The sequence below is a fragment of the Kineococcus auxinigenes genome (assembly GCF_050871525.1).
GTDB lineage: Bacteria > Actinomycetota > Actinomycetes > Actinomycetales > Kineococcaceae > Kineococcus.
This window is the reverse complement of the sequence record NZ_JBKBCT010000010.1, coordinates 25,324-39,410: the sequence shown is the minus strand read 5'-3', so window position 1 is coordinate 39,410 and position 14,087 is coordinate 25,324. Positions and strand designations below refer to the sequence as shown.

The window sequence follows — 14,087 nt, the reverse complement described above, 5'->3', positions numbered from 1 at the left end:
CGCCACCGGGGCGGTCGACAGACCACCGTGCCCGCTTCCCGCCGAGTCCCCACCGTGGCGACGCCGCGCGTGATGGGCCCGACCGCGGGCGCCTTCTACCTGGCGGGCGGGGGCGCGGCCCTCGCCGTGGTGCTGGGCTCGCCGTTCCCGGTGGCCGCCACCCGGCTGGAGCTGGGCGCGCTGGCCGTGATCGCCCTGCTGGCCGGGGTGCTGCTGCTGCTGCGCGGGTACGTGCTGCCCCGGTGGGCGTTCCACGTCGTCGCCGGCACGGGCACGGCGCTGATCACCCTCGCGGTGCCCAAGTGCCCCACGCTCGCCACGGCCCTGGCGATCAGCGCGGTCTACCTGTTCGTGGCGATCGACGTGGTCTTCTTCTTCACCTGGCGCGAGTCCACCGCCCACCTGTCGGTGCTCACCGCCGCCGGGGCGTGGGCGCTGTGCGACCGGCCCGGCATGACGCCGGGCGTGGCGGTGTCGCTGGTCGTGCTGCTCAGCGTCATCGCCGGGGTCGTCGGCCTGCTCGTGCACGAGGCCGCCGACGCCGGCCGCGACGGCCTCACCGGCCTGGCCAACCGCCGCGGCTTCGACGACGCCCTGGACGCCGAGCTCGCGGTGGCCTCCCGCACCGGCGCCCCGCTGTCGGCGGCGCTGCTGGACGTGGACCACTTCAAGCGCGTCAACGACCACCACGGGCACGCCGCCGGCGACGAGCTGCTGCGGGCCGTCGGCGAGGAGTACCGGCGCGGCCTGCCGCCGGGCGCCGTGCTGGCCCGCTACGGCGGCGACGAGTTCGCGGTCCTGCTGCCGGGGCTGCCCGGCCCGCGGGCGCTGGAGGTGGTGGACCGGCTGCGCGCGACCGGGACCCGCGCGGCGCTGTCCTGCGGCGTGGCCGAGCTGTCCCCCGGCGAGAGCGGCGCGGAGCTCATGCGCCGCGCCGACAGCGCCCTGTACGCGGCGAAGGCCGCCGGGCGCGGGCGGGCCCGCCTGCTCGACGACACCTCGGCGGCGCTGGCCCGGGACCTCGCCGACGCCCTGGCCGCGGGGGACGTGCGCGCCTGGTTCCAGCCGATCGTGGACCCCGCCGACGGGGAGGTGGTGGGCGTGGAGGCGCTGGCCCGCTGGACGCACCCGGTGCGCGGGCCGGTGCCGCCGCTGGAGTTCGTGCACGTCGCCGAGACCAGTGGTCTCGTGCACGAGCTGGGCCCGGCCGTCCTGGCCGACGCCTGCCGCGGCGCGCTGGTCGTGCGCCGGGCGTGGGGGCGCGACCTGGTGCTCACCGTGAACGTCTCCGGCCGCGAGCTGACGAACCCCGACTACCCGCAGCGCGTGCTGGAGGTGCTGGCGGACACCGGATTCCCCGCCTCCTCGCTCGTGCTGGAGGTCACCGAGAGCGTCGTGGACGCCTCCGGGCAGGCCGCGCTGGCCGCGCTGCGCGAACTGCGCTCGCACGGCATCGGGGTGGCCATCGACGACTTCGGCACCGGCTACTCGGCGTTCAGCCGGCTGGACACGCTGCCCGCCGACTACCTCAAGCTGGACGCCGGGTTCACCGCGGGCATCACGACGTCCCCGCGCCGGGCGGGGATGCTGGAGGCGCTGCTGTCGCTGAGCACGACGCTGGGCCTGCAGGTGGTCGCCGAGGGCGTGGAGACGGCCGAGCAGGCGCGGCTGCTCACCGAGATGGGCTGCCCGCTGGCGCAGGGGTGGCTGTTCAGCCGGCCGGTGCCGCCGCAGCAGCTCGCGGAGCGTGCGCCCGCGACGAGGCGGGCAGGCGCCGGCGAGCGCACACCGCAGCGCACCGGCGCGGCCTGACCGGGTGCGGGAGCGGACCCCGGCACTCCGCCCTCACAGCCCCGCCGTCGGCAGGTACGCCAGCTCCGGGCGCCCGGAGCCGCCGTAGCGCGGTTCCCTGCGCACCCGCCCCGCACCGGCCAGGTGCTCCAGGTAGCGGCGGGCGCTGACGCGGGACAGCCCGGTGGCGACGGCCGCCTCCGCGGCGGACAGCCCCGCACCCGCCGGGGCGGCGCGCAGCGCGGCGACCACGGCCTGCAGGGTCGCGGGCGCCACCCCGCGCGCCGGGCCGGCGGCGGTGCGCAGCTGCGCCAGGGCCTCGTCGATGGCCCGCTGGTCCAGGGCGTCGCCGCCGCCGCCCGCCGCGCGGGCCACCTCCTCGCGGAAGCGCGCGTAGGCGCGCAGCCGCTCCTCCAGCGCGGCGGCGGTGAACGGCTTCAGCAGGTACTGCACGACGCCCATCGACAGCGCCTGGCGCACCACGCCGGGCTCGCGGGCGGCGGTGACGGCCACGACGTCGGCGCCGACGGCCGCGGCCCGCAGCGCCCGCAGGACCTGCAGCCCGTCGACGTCCGGCAGCGTCATGTCCAGCAGCACCAGGTCCACCCCGCCGGCGCCGACGGCGGCCAGCGCCTGGCGGCCGGAGTGCACGGTGGCGGCGACGGTGAACCCGGCGACCGCCTCGACCAGCCGGGCGTGCGCGGCGGCGAGCACCGGGTCGTCCTCGACCACCAGGACCCGGATCGGCGCAGCGCTCACGCGCGCTCCCCCGCCACGCCCGCGCCCGTGCCCACGGGCAGGCGCACCACGAGCGTGCCGCCGCCGTCGTCGAGGGTGACGGGCTCCTCCACCGCGATCGAGCCGCCGTGCCGGCGCACCACCTGCCCCACCAGCGCCAGGCCCAGCCCGTGCGTGCCGTGCGGGGAGAGCCGCTGCTCCTTGCGCGACCAGCCGCGCTGCACCGCCTGCTCCAGCAGGCCGGCGGGCAGCCCTTCGCCGGAGTCGGTGACCCGCACCTCCACGACGGCGCCGCCGCCGCGCTCCACGCACCCGGTGCGCACCCGCACCCAGCGCGGCTCGGCGCCCGCCATCGCCGCCTCCACCGCGTTGTCCACGAGGTTGCCCACGACGGTCACCAGGTCGCGCGCCGGCAGCAGCCCCGCGGGCAGCGCCGTGTCCGGCTCCACCTCCAGCTCCACGCCCCGCTCGGCGGCCTGGGCGGACTTGCCCACCAGCAGCGCCGCCACCGCCGGGTCCGCGACGTCGGCGACGACGAGGTCGGTGAGCTCCTGGGCCGCCGCCAGCTCGGCGGTGGCGAACTGCACCGCCTGCGCGGTGCGGCCCTGCTCGACGAGGGTGACCACGACGTGCAGCCGGTTGGCCGCCTCGTGGGCCTGCGAGCGCAGCGCCTCGGCCAGGCCGCGCACCGCGTCCAGGTCGCGGGTCAGCGCCTGCAGCTCGGTGTGGTCGCGCAGGGTGACGACCGTGCCGACGCGGCGGCCCTCCCAGCGGGCGTCGAGCCGGCTGACGACGAGCACCCGGTCGTCGGTGACCTGCACGTCGTCGACGACGTCCTCGCCGGCGTCGACGAGGCGGCGCACCGCCGGCGGCAGCTCCACCCCCGCCGCGCCGCCGGCGGCGCCCTCCGCCCCGGGCGGCAGCAGCCGGCGCGCCTCGTCGTTGACGACCTGCACGCGCCCGGCGGGGTCCAGCACGACCAGGCCCTCGCGCAGCGAGTGCAGGACGGCGTCGTCCACCTCCCACAGCCGCGTCAGGTCCGCCGGCTCCAGCCCGTGGGTGCGCCTGCGCACCCAGCGGCTCAGCGCGAGGCTGCCGGCCACGGAGACGGCCAGGGCCGCCGCCGCGGCGCCCATCACCAGCGGCAGCTGCTCCAGCAGGTCCTGCGCCAGCGCGCGGGTCGTGACCCCGGCCGCCACCGCGCCGACGACGCGGCCGTCGGCGGCGCGCACCGGCACCACCGCCCGCACCGACGGCCCGAGGGTGCCGGTGTAGGTCTCCACGACCCGCCCCCCGGCGAGCGCGGCCGCGGCGTTGCCGCGGAAGCGGCCCCCCACCCGCTCGGGGTCGGGGTGCGTCCAGCGCACGGTGGCGGTGTCCATGACGGTGATGAAGTCGGTGCCGGTGCGCTCGCGCACCTCCTCCACGTGGGCGCGCACGGCGGCGCGCTCGCCGGCCAGCGCCGGGTCGGTGGTGCCGCCGGGCACGGCCAGGCCGGCGCGCACGTCCGGGTCGGTGGCGAGCGCCCCGGCGACGGCCGTGACGAGCTCGGCGGCGTCGCGGCGGCCGTCGGCGCGCAGCTGCCACACCAGCGCCGCGGCGCAGCCGGCGGTGACGACGGAGACGACGAGCAGCTGCAGGACCAGCACCCGGGAGGCGAGGGTCCAGCGGACCCGGCGCCGGGGCTCGGCGCCGTGAACGAAAGGAGCAGAAGCACGACCGGCGCGCGAGCGTGTGAGCACCATCACCTCCGTACCCCCGGTCACAGGAGGATCCCATGAGCACAGGCGCTCAGCCCGGCACCCGCACCAGGGACCGCACCCACTACCTCTACATCGCCGTCATCGTCGCCGTGGCGCTCGGCATCGCGGTGGGGCTGCTGTTCCCCGACGTGGGGAAGGCCCTGAAGCCCCTCGGCACGGGCTTCGTGGCCCTCGTCAAGATGATGATCTCGCCGATCATCTTCTGCACGATCGTGCTGGGCATCGGGTCGGTGCGCAAGGCCGCCCAGGTGGGCCGGGTGGGCGGCACCGCGCTGCTGTACTTCATGGTGATGAGCGCGTTCGCGCTGGTCATCGGCCTGGTGGTCGGCAACCTGCTGCCGACCACGGACCTGCAGCTGACCGACGACCTGCGCGGGCGCGGCGGCGAGCTCGCCGAGGCCGCTCACGAGTCCGGCGGCACCGTCGACTTCCTGCTCGGCATCATCCCCACGTCGTTGCTGTCCGCCCTCACCGACGGCTCGGTCCTGGAGACGCTGTTCGTGGCGCTGCTGGTGGGCTTCGCGATCCAGGGCCTCGGCGAGCGCGGGGAGGGCGCGCTGCGGGGCGTGGAGACCATCCAGCGGATCGTCTTCAAGGTGCTCGCGATGGTGATGTGGGTGGCGCCGATCGGTGCGTTCGGCGCCATCGCCGCCGTCGTCGGCGAGACCGGTGTCGACGCGCTGAAGGCGCTGGCGATCGTCATGATCGGCTTCTACGTCACCTGCGCGCTGTTCGTCTTCATCGTCCTGGGCCTGCTGCTGCGGCTCGCGGCGAAGACGTCGATCTTCTCGCTGCTGCGCTACACCGCCCGCGAGCTGCTGCTCATCGTGTCCACGTCCAGCTCCGAGACGGCGCTGCCGCGGCTCATCGCGAAGATGGAGCACCTGGGCGTCTCCCGCCCGACCGTCGGCATCGTCGTGCCGACCGGGTACTCCTTCAACCTCGACGGCACCGCCATCTACCTGACGATGGCCTCGCTGTTCATCGCGAACTCCCTGGGCGACCCGCTCTCGATCGGCGAGCAGGTCTCGCTGCTGGTGTTCATGGTCATCGCCTCCAAGGGCGCCGCGGGCGTGTCCGGCGCCGGCCTGGCCACGCTGGCCGGCGGGCTGTCCTCGCACCGCCCGGAACTGCTGGACGGCGTCGGCCTCATCGTGGGCATCGACCGCTTCATGTCCGAGGCGCGCGCCATCACCAACTTCATCGGCAACGCGGTGGGCACCGTCGTCATCGGCACCTGGACCGGGCAGATCGACCGGGCCCGCGCCGCGCGCGTCCTGGCCGGGGAGCTGCCGTTCGACGAGCGGGCGATGGACCCGGCGCACACCGAGCACGCCGAGGTGCTGGAGCCGGAGACCGGGGCCGGCGGCACCGCCGCCCCGCGCCAGACCGCGGGCACGCGCTGACCACCGCCGCGCGCTCCCGCGAGGCCCCTGCCGTCCCGACGGTGGGGGCCTCGCCGCGTGCGCTCGGCGGCCCGGCGCAGGAGCATGGCCCTGTCCGGGGAGCTCGACGGGGAGGCGGCCGACGATGACGACGACCAGCACCAGCGAGGACGGTGGCGCAGGCGCGCGGCCGACGACCGAGGAGCTCGTCGCGACCCTCTACCGGGACGGGATCGTGGCGTGCAGGGGCGCGTTCAGCCCCGAGTGGGTGGACCGGGTGCGCGAGGACGTCGAGGCGGCCTTCGAGGAGGCGCGCTCGCGCCCCGACGGCGCCGTCGGCCGCGGCCCGAACCGGTACTACGTGGAGATCCACCCCGAGCAGCTGCGCGGGTTCGTCGACCTGGTGGACCACCCCTGGGTCCGCCGGGTCTGCACCGGGGTGCTCGGCGAGGACTACGAGATCGTGGAGCTCGGGTTCGACGTGCCCTTCGCCGGTGCCGTGAACCAGCCGTGGCACCGCGACTTCCCCGCCCCCGAGGAGACCCGTCGCGACGGGCGCCTGACGTCGCTGGCCTTCAACCTCACCGCCGTCGACACGGAGGAGGACATGGGGCCCTTCGAGATCGCCCTGGGCACCCAGTTCGACGACGGCTCGGGTTTCGACCACGGGATGTTCCCGCCGAAGTCGTCGTACCCCCGCTACGAGGAGCGGGCCGTGCGCAGGTTCCCCCGCCGCGGCGACGTCTCCGCGCGCTCGGCGCTGACGATCCACCGGGGCACCAGGAACTTCTCCGCCAAGGCCCGCCCCGTCCTGGTGCTCGGCGTCGACGCCCCGGGCGCCGGCAACGCCGAGCACCACGACACGGCCGTGACGAGGCGGTACTGGGAGCAGCTGCCCGAGCGGGTCAGGGCCCACCTGCGCTGCCCCGTCGTCGACGAGCTCACCCCCATCACGCAGAAGCACACCATCGAGGGCCTGGTCATGGGCGAGGCCTGACCCCCGCAGGTCCGCGGTGCGGCTCGTCTCAGACGCGGAACCGCCCGACCTGGTCGCGCAGGCGCCCCGCCATGGTGGTCAGCTCCTGCACCGCCACGCGGGTCTGCGCGACGCCCTCGCTGGTGACGGCGGCGGCCTCGGCGACGCTGCCGACGTTCTCGGCGATCTGACCGCTGCCGGCGGCGGCGTCGGCGACGTTGCGGTTCATCTCGCCCGTCGTGGCGGTCTGCTCCTCCACCGCGGAGGCGATGGTGCCCTGGTGGTCGGAGATCGTCGTGATGACCTGGGCGATCTCGGCGATCGCCGTGACGGCGGACTCCGCGTCGGACTGGATGCGCGCGACCCGCTTGGCGATGTCCTCGGTGGCCTGCGCGGTCTGCACGCTCAGCTCCTTGACCTCGCCGGCGACCACCGCGAAGCCCTTGCCCATCTCGCCCGCCCGGGCGGCCTCGATGGTGGCGTTCAGGGCCAGCAGGTTCGTCTGCTCGGCGATCGCGGTGATGGAGCGCACCACGTCGCCGATCTGCCGGGAGGACTCCCCCAGCGCCGAGACGGTGGCGTTCGTGGCGTCGGCCAGGCCGACGGCCGTGGCGGCGACGCGCGCCACCTCGGCGGTGCCGGAGGAGATCTCCGAGATCGCCGCACCCATCTCGCCCGCGCTGGCGGCGACGGTCTGCAGGTTGCCGGACACCTCTGACGCGGCGGCGGAGACGACGCCCGCCTGGGCGGAGGTGCGCTCGGCGGAGTCGGCGATGCTGGCGGCGGTGGCGGTCATCTCCTCGGCGGCGGCGGAGACGGCGGTGGAGGAGTCGCCCACCTCCGAGACCAGCGCGCGCAGGTTGCCCAGCGCCGTGTTGAGGGCCATGCCCGTCTGGCCGATCTCGTCGCGGAACTCCACCTCGACGTCACGGGTGAGGTCGCCGTCGGCGAGGGCCACGGCGCTGTCGTGGACGCGGCGCACCTGGCGCACGATCGCGGACGCCACCAGCAGGGCCAGGGCGGTCGCGAGCACCAGGCCGACGAGGCCGACGGCCACGACGAGGCGCACGGCGCCGGCCGCCTGGGCCTCCGCCTGCGCGATCTGGCCGTCGCCGATGGCGGTCTGGGCCTCCATCTCGTCGAACATCGCGTTCAGCGCCTGGGTGGTCAGGTCGCGCACCTGCGACTGGTAGGCGGCCTCGTAGGCGACGGCGCCCTCCTCGGCGACGGGCTGGATGGCGTCGGCGGCGGCGAAGTAGGCGTCGAGGGTGTCGCGCAGCGTGGCCATCGCCTCGGCGTCCACCTCGTAGGGCTCGTACGCGGTCAGGGCGTCGTCGAGCTTGGCGCGGTACTCCTCGCGCTCGGCCACCATCTCGGCGCGGTCGGCGGGGGCGACGGGGCCGTACTCGATGACGCGGGTCTTGGTGGCCTGCAGCCAGCGCTGGGCGGCGACGAGGTCGCCGCGGGGCACGACGTGCTCGGCGTACAGGCGCTGCATGGAGTCGCTGAGCTGCACGACGCGGCTGATCCCGACGCCGCCGATGACCACGGAGACCACCGCCATGACGGCGATGACGGCGATGATCTTGCCGCGGACCGAGAGGTTCCCGAGGAGGCGCTTCACCGGGTCCTCATCGGCAGCTCCGGCCGGGCGCTTGAGCGTGCGCCCGGCGGGGCGTCAGCGCGTACCGAGGTCGAGGACCTCGCGCACCAGCGGGGCGATCTGCTCCGCCTCCAGCAGGAAGCCGTCGTGACCGGCGGTCGAGGTGATCACGCGCAGGCCGCCGACCGCCGCCGGGCCGGCCGCGATGCGCGCGGAGTCGGCCACCGGGTACAGGCGGTCGGAGTCCACCGCCGCCACGACCATCGGCGTGCTCGCCGCGGCCAGCGCGGCGTCGGTGCCGCCGCGCCCCAGGCCGGCGTCCCAGGTGTTCAGGGCGTCGGTGAGGGCGACGTAGCTGCCGGCGTCGAAGCGGCGCACGAGCTTGGCGGCGTGGTGGTCCAGGTAGGACTGCACCGCGAAGCGGCCGGGGCGCTCGGGCGCCAGGGGGTCCTCGCCGGGCTGGGCCAGGCGCCCGAACCGCTCCTGCAGCTCGGCGCCGCTGCGGTAGGACAGGTGCGCCAGGCGGCGCGCCAGCCCCAGGCCGGTGTGCGGGCCGTGCCCGTCGGGCAGGTCGTGGTAGTCGCCGCCGTGCCAGCCGGGGTCGGAGACGACGGCGGTGATCTGGGCGCTCTGCGCGCCGATCTGGTCGGCGGTGGAGGCCGCGCAGGTGGCCAGGACGAGGGCGGCGCCGACGCGGCCGGGCTGGGCCAGGGCCCACTCCAGGGAGCGCATCCCGCCCATGGAACCGCCCAGGACCGCGGCGAAGCGGCCGATGCCCAGGGCGTCGGCGAGGCGGGCCTCGGCGGCGACCTGGTCGCCGACGGTGATGCGCGGGAACGCAGAGCCCCAGGGGCGCGACGAGCCGGGGCGGCGGGAGGCGGGTCCGGTGCTGCCCTGGCAGCCGCCCAGGACGTTGGCGGCCACGACGAAGAAGCGCTCGGTGTCCAGGGCCCGGCCGGGGCCGACGAGCTCGGGCCACCAGCCGGGGGTGGGGTGGCCCTCGCCGGCGTCGCCGATCACGTGGGAGTCGCCGGTCAGGGCGTGCTCGACGAGCACGGCGTTGGAGCCGTCGGGCGCGAGGGTGCCCCACGTCTCGTAGGCCAGGCGCACCTGCGGCAGCACCCCGCCCAGCTGCAGCGGCAGGTCGCCGAGGTCGGCGAAGCGGCGGCGGCCGACGGGGTCGCCCTCGCGCCAGGCGCCCGTCGCCGGTGGTGGTGCGGCCGTGCGCGCCGACGGCAGGGCCGCCGCCACCGCCCGCGCCGACTCCGCGGCTCCCACGGCCCCCGCGGCGCTGCTCACGTCGATCGCCACCGTCTCCCCCGCGCTCAGGCGGCCGCGGCCGCGGCGAAGCCGAGGGCGAGGTCGGCGAGGACGTCCTCGACGGCCTCGATGCCCACGGACAGGCGCACCAGGCCGGGCGTGACGCCGGAGGTGAACTGCTCCTCCACGGTCAGCTGGCTGTGGGTGGTGGAGGCGGGGTGGACCACCAGGGAGCGCACGTCGCCGATGTTGGCGACGTGGCTGTGCAGGACGAGGGCGTCGACGAACCTCTTGCCGGCCTGCAGGCCGCCGGCGATCTCGAAGGAGAGCACGGAGCCGGAGCCGCGCGGCACGTACCGCTGCGCGGCGGCGTGCCAGGGCGAGGACGGCAGGGAGGCGTAGTGCACGCGCTCCACCTGCGGGTGGTCCTGGAGGAACTCCGCGACGGCGCGGGCGTTGCGCACGTGCCGCTCCATGCGCAGCGACAGCGTCTCCAGGCCCTGCGCGATGAGGAACGCGTTGAAGGGCGCGGCGGCCGGGCCGAGGTCGCGCAGCAGCTGCACGCGGGCCTTGGTGACGTACGCGGCGGGCCCGACGGCGTCGGTGAAGACGACGCCGTGGTAGCTGGGGTCGGGGGTGCTCAGGCCGGGGAACCGGCCGGAGGCTGCCCAGTCGAAGCGGCCGGAGTCGACGACGACACCGGCGATGGAGGTGCCGTGCCCGCCGAGGAACTTGGTGGCGGAGTGCACGACGACGTCGGCGCCGTGCTCGATCGGGCGCACCAGCCAGGGGGTGGCGACGGTGTTGTCCACCACGAGCGGCACGCCCGCCGCGTGGGCGGCGTCGGCGACGGCGGCGACGTCGAGGACGTGCCCGGAGGGGTTGGAGATCGTCTCGGCGTAGAACAGCTTCGTCTCCGGGCGCACCGCGGCGGCCCAGGAGGCGGGGTCGTCGGGGTCGTCGACGAAGGTGGTGGTGACGCCCAGCTTCGGCAGGGTGTGCCGGAAGAGGTTGTACGTGCCGCCGTACAGGCGGGGGCTGGCCACGACGTGGTCGCCGGCCTGCGCGACGTTCAGCACGGCGAGGGTGGTGGCGGACTGCCCGCTGGCCACCAGCAGGGCGCCCAGCCCGCCCTCGAGGGCGGCGACGCGCTCCTCGACGACGGCGTTGGTCGGGTTCATGATGCGCGTGTAGATGTTGCCGAGCTCGCTCAGGCCGAACAGGGCGGCGGCGTGGTCGGTGTCGCGGAAGGCGTAGCTGGTGGTCTGGTAGATCGGCAGCGCCCGCGCGCCGGTGGTGGGGTCGGGCTGCTGGCCGGCGTGGACCTGCAGGGTGTCGAAGCCCCACGCGGCGGTGGCGGGCGTGGTGGGGGCGGGGGTCTGCTCGGTGCTCACGGGTGGGGCGTCCTCGTCGCTCGGGGGTCGGTGGTGGGCGTCAGCGCTGACGCGGACACCAGCCGTCGAAGAGGTACGGGCGCCGTCCCGGCCAGAACGGGTCGAGCACGGCCAGGACCGGGAGCATGGCCCGATGGTGCCGCCGGGACGCCCGCGCGGGCAACTCCCGGAGCACCCGAGGGCGTGGTGGGGACCCGCGGACCACCCCACCACCCTCAGCAGTCACTCAAAGTAGTTGGTTCACCACGAGGCGACTCGGGATTTGATCTGGCACTCTAGCAACGACCACGCGGGGCAACCGAGTGATCACACAGCATCACCACGCCTGCGGAACCTCCCGATGAGCTGGAGCACCATGGACGACAAGCGCCCGACCGCCGACGCCGCCGTCGCCGACGACCCGATCCAGGTCGTGCGCTGGGACGCCCCCTCCTGGGCCTCGCGCGGCCTGGAGGTCGAGGGCGGCTGGCTGCACTCCTACGAGGCGCGCATCGTCCCCCTGGAGGGCGACGAGGGCGCCGAGCGCCCCTGCCCCGTGCGGCTGGAGTGCACCGACCTCGCCTACGCCGAGGGCGGCCAGACCGTCCTGCGCCGCTTCGGGCCCCGCGTCTTCATCGGCGACACCACGCAGCTGTCCCTGCCCGAGGCGCGGCGCCTCGTCGCCGCCCTGGAGGAGGTCGTCCAGCGCGCCGAGGGCGGCGGGCGCTAGCCCGCACCGCCGGGTCGGGGGCGGGCACTAGGTTCTGCCCCATGGCTAGCTCCCGCGCCGTGCGCATCGTCTCCCCCGGTCAGCTCGAGGTCGTCGACGTGGAGGTGGCGCCCCCCGGTCCCGGGGAGGCGCTCGTCAAGGTCGCCCACTGCGGCATCTGCGGCTCCGACCGCGAGGTGTTCGCCGGCACCCGCCCCGCCGAGTTCGTCCGCTACCCCGTCGTGCCCGGCCACGAGTGGTCCGGCACCGTCGAGGCCGTCGGCGACGGCGTGCCCGGGGAGATCGTCGGTCGCGGCGTCGTGGGGCAGGGCATCCGCACCGCCGAGGGCACCCCGGCCTCCGTCGCCGGCGACACCGAGGGCTGGGAGCAGCAGTACGAGGAGACCGGCTTCACCCTGCCCGGCGGCTGGGCGCAGTACCTGACGATCCCCGCCCGCTACCTGCACCTGCTCCCCGAGGGCGCCGACCTGCGCGCCGCCGCCGGCATCGAGCCCGCCGCCTGCGTGGCCGAGGCCGTGCTGCTGGCCGACGTCTCGGCCGGCTCGAAGGTCGCCGTCGTCGGCGCCGGCACGCTGGGCCTGCTGGCCGTGCAGCTGCTGCGCGGCGCCGGCTGCGAGGTCACCGTCGTGCACCGCAACGACTCCCGCGAGGAGCTCTCCCGCCGCTGCGGCGCCGCGCACTACACGACCACCGAGGGCGCCGAGGCGCTGGAGGGCACCTTCGACGCCGTGATCGAGGCCGCCGGCGCTCCCGGCGTGGCCCGCACCTCCGTGCGCCTGGCCCGCCGCGGCGGCCGCGTCGTCCTCACCGGCATCCCCGCCGCCGACGCCGACGACCTCTCCTCCCTGGAGCTGGTCTCGCGCAACGTGCACGTCCTGACCGTCTTCGGCGCCCCCACGCGCGCCTGGGCGTACGCGGTGCGCGCCTTCGCCGCCGGCGTGCTGGACCCCACCGTCCTGATCACCCACGAGTTCGCCGTCGAGGACGCCGCGCAGGCGCTGGACGTCCTCGGCGACCGCTCCTCCGGCGCCCTGAAGGTGCTGCTGCACCCCTGAACCGACAGGATCGGGCCGTGCGCACGTGGGTGGTGAACCGCTGGGAGGACGCCCGCTCGAGGTTGTGGTTCCTGCCCGGGGTCGTCGTCCTGTGCGAGGCGGTGCTCGCCGAGGTGCTGGTGTGGATCGACAGCACCTTCGGCGACACCACCGGCGCCGCCGGGTCCTGGCTCTTCAGCGGGTCGGCCGACGCCGCCCGCACCCTGCTGTCCGCGATCGCCGGCTCGCTGCTGACGGTCGTCTCCATCGCCTTCTCGCTGACGATGGTGGCGCTGCAGCAGGCGTCCTCGCAGTTCTCCCCGCGCATCCTGCGCGGCTTCACCTCCAGCCTCACCAACCAGCTGGTCATCGGCGCCTACACCGGCACGTTCGTCTACGCGCTGCTGGTGCTGCGCACGGTGCGCAGCGGCGACCAGGGCCCGGTGTTCGTGCCGGGCCTGGCGGTGACCACCGGGGTCGTGCTGGCGCTGGTCTGCATGGGGCTGCTCGTCTTCTTCATCCACCAGGTGTCCCTCGCGCTGCAGGTGTCGGTGGTGATCACCCGGCTGCGCGACGACCTGCTGGAGCAGCTGGAGGACGCCCACCCCCGCGGGGTCGGGGAACCGGCCGCCGCACCGGACGACCACCCGGAGCGGGCCGCCGCGCTGCGGCGGGAGGTGGCCGGGCACCCGCACGTCCTCGTGCGCGCCGAGCACGGCGGGTTCGTGCGCGCCGTCGACGTCGACCGGCTGCTGAGCACCGGTGAGCACGCTCACGCCGACCACCCGCTGCTGGTGCACGTGCGCGCCGGCGTCGGCAGCTTCGCGGCCCGCGGGTCGGTGCTCGCGGCGGTGGCACCGCCCCCGGGCCAGGAGGTCGTGGAGGACGTCCGCCGCGCGGTGGTGCTCGGCGAGGAGCGCACCCCCGCGCACGACCCGCTGTTCGTGGTGCAGCAGCTGGTGGACGTGGGGCTGCGCGCGCTGTCGCCGTCGACGAACGACCCCACCACCGCCGAGCACGTCCTGCTGCACCTGGGTGACGCGCTGGGCGTCCTCGCCGGGCGCGAGCTGGAACCTCCGGTGCGCAGCACCCGCGACGGCCGGCTGCTGGTGCTGCTGGAGCGCCCGGACTGGGACGACCACGTGGACGCCGCCATCAGCCAGCTGCGCCGCGTCGGCGTCGAGCACGTGTCCGTGACCCTGCGCCTGCTGGAGGTGCTCGAGTCCCTGGGCGAGCGCGTCCCGCCCGGGCGCGCGCAGCCGCTGCTGGCCCAGGTGGAGCAGGTGCTGGAGGTGCTCGACGATCAGCCCTGGACGGTCGCGGACCGCCGGCAGGTGCGCGAGCGCGCTCAGCAGGTGGCGGCGGCCCTGGCGGAGGTCGCGCACGGCCGGCGCTGACGGGCTTCGCGCCGGGACGGGGACGACGAGGAGGGGA

General features: G+C 75.7%; 11 protein-coding genes. 6 read left to right on the top strand and 5 right to left on the bottom strand.

The features are described 5' to 3' along the window. Positions 1-72 precede the first annotated feature (72 nt). Positions 73-1,812, top strand: a complete 1,740-nt coding sequence (locus ACRYR9_RS05370) for a putative bifunctional diguanylate cyclase/phosphodiesterase (protein ID WP_432493187.1) — start codon at positions 73-75, stop codon at positions 1,810-1,812. A 33-nt stretch (positions 1,813-1,845) separates the two neighbouring features. On the opposite strand, the gene ACRYR9_RS05365 is transcribed toward ACRYR9_RS05370, so the two are convergent. Together ACRYR9_RS05365 and ACRYR9_RS05360 are read right to left on the bottom strand one after the other, a co-directional pair. Further along, positions 1,846-2,550 (bottom strand): response regulator, encoded by a 705-nt coding sequence (locus ACRYR9_RS05365; protein WP_432493117.1) that lies wholly within the window; start codon positions 2,548-2,550, stop codon positions 1,846-1,848. Then, positions 2,547-4,178, bottom strand: a complete 1,632-nt coding sequence (locus ACRYR9_RS05360) for a sensor histidine kinase (RefSeq protein ID WP_432538144.1) — start codon at positions 4,176-4,178, stop codon at positions 2,547-2,549. Before ACRYR9_RS05360 ends, ACRYR9_RS05365 begins: the two co-directional genes overlap by 4 nt. 128 nt (positions 4,179-4,306) lie before the next feature. Between ACRYR9_RS05360 and ACRYR9_RS05355 the strand changes: the two genes are divergently transcribed. Next, positions 4,307-5,698: a cation:dicarboxylate symporter family transporter gene (locus ACRYR9_RS05355; protein WP_432493123.1), complete on the top strand. Its 1,392-nt coding sequence runs from the start codon at positions 4,307-4,309 to the stop codon at positions 5,696-5,698. 124 nt (positions 5,699-5,822) lie between these two features. Then, a complete protein-coding gene (locus ACRYR9_RS05350; RefSeq protein WP_432493125.1) occupies positions 5,823-6,674 on the top strand; it encodes a phytanoyl-CoA dioxygenase family protein in 852 nt (283 codons plus the stop codon). A gap of 28 nt (positions 6,675-6,702) precedes the next feature. Here the strand turns inward: ACRYR9_RS05350 and ACRYR9_RS05345 are convergent, their stop codons facing one another. The 3 genes from ACRYR9_RS05345 to ACRYR9_RS05335 all read right to left on the bottom strand — a co-directional run bounded on the left by ACRYR9_RS05345 (position 6,703) and on the right by ACRYR9_RS05335 (position 10,910). Then, positions 6,703-8,277, bottom strand: coding sequence for a methyl-accepting chemotaxis protein (locus ACRYR9_RS05345; RefSeq protein WP_432493127.1), 1,575 nt, complete (start codon positions 8,275-8,277; stop codon positions 6,703-6,705). Positions 8,278-8,331: 54 nt separating this feature from the next. Beyond that, positions 8,332-9,495, bottom strand: coding sequence for a homoserine O-acetyltransferase MetX (gene metX / locus ACRYR9_RS05340; RefSeq protein WP_432493189.1), 1,164 nt, complete (start codon positions 9,493-9,495; stop codon positions 8,332-8,334). A gap of 86 nt (positions 9,496-9,581) precedes the next feature. Beyond that, a complete protein-coding gene (locus tag ACRYR9_RS05335; RefSeq protein WP_432493129.1) occupies positions 9,582-10,910 on the bottom strand; it encodes a bifunctional o-acetylhomoserine/o-acetylserine sulfhydrylase in 1,329 nt (442 codons plus the stop codon). 340 nt (positions 10,911-11,250) lie between these two features. On the opposite strand from ACRYR9_RS05335, the gene ACRYR9_RS05330 reads away from it, so the two are divergent. From ACRYR9_RS05330 to ACRYR9_RS05320, 3 genes are read left to right on the top strand one after another with little or no spacing between them, the layout of a single operon-like run. Beyond that, a complete protein-coding gene (locus ACRYR9_RS05330; protein WP_432493131.1) occupies positions 11,251-11,619 on the top strand; it encodes a hypothetical protein in 369 nt (122 codons plus the stop codon). A 41-nt stretch (positions 11,620-11,660) separates the two neighbouring features. Next, positions 11,661-12,674, top strand: a complete 1,014-nt coding sequence (locus ACRYR9_RS05325; RefSeq protein ID WP_432493133.1) for a zinc-dependent alcohol dehydrogenase — start codon at positions 11,661-11,663, stop codon at positions 12,672-12,674. A gap of 17 nt (positions 12,675-12,691) precedes the next feature. After that, positions 12,692-14,050, top strand: a complete 1,359-nt coding sequence (locus ACRYR9_RS05320; RefSeq protein ID WP_432493135.1) for a DUF2254 domain-containing protein — start codon at positions 12,692-12,694, stop codon at positions 14,048-14,050. The last annotated feature ends 37 nt before the right edge of the window (positions 14,051-14,087 follow it).

Coding starts and splice junctions, on each gene's coding strand:
- ACRYR9_RS05370 (WP_432493187.1), top strand. CDS start 73: ATGGGCCCGACCGCGGGCGCCTTCTACCTGGCGGGCGGGGGCGCGGCC.
- ACRYR9_RS05355 (WP_432493123.1), top strand. CDS start 4,307: ATGAGCACAGGCGCTCAGCCCGGCACCCGCACCAGGGACCGCACCCAC.
- ACRYR9_RS05350 (WP_432493125.1), top strand. CDS start 5,823: ATGACGACGACCAGCACCAGCGAGGACGGTGGCGCAGGCGCGCGGCCG.
- ACRYR9_RS05330 (WP_432493131.1), top strand. CDS start 11,251: ATGAGCTGGAGCACCATGGACGACAAGCGCCCGACCGCCGACGCCGCC.
- ACRYR9_RS05325 (WP_432493133.1), top strand. CDS start 11,661: ATGGCTAGCTCCCGCGCCGTGCGCATCGTCTCCCCCGGTCAGCTCGAG.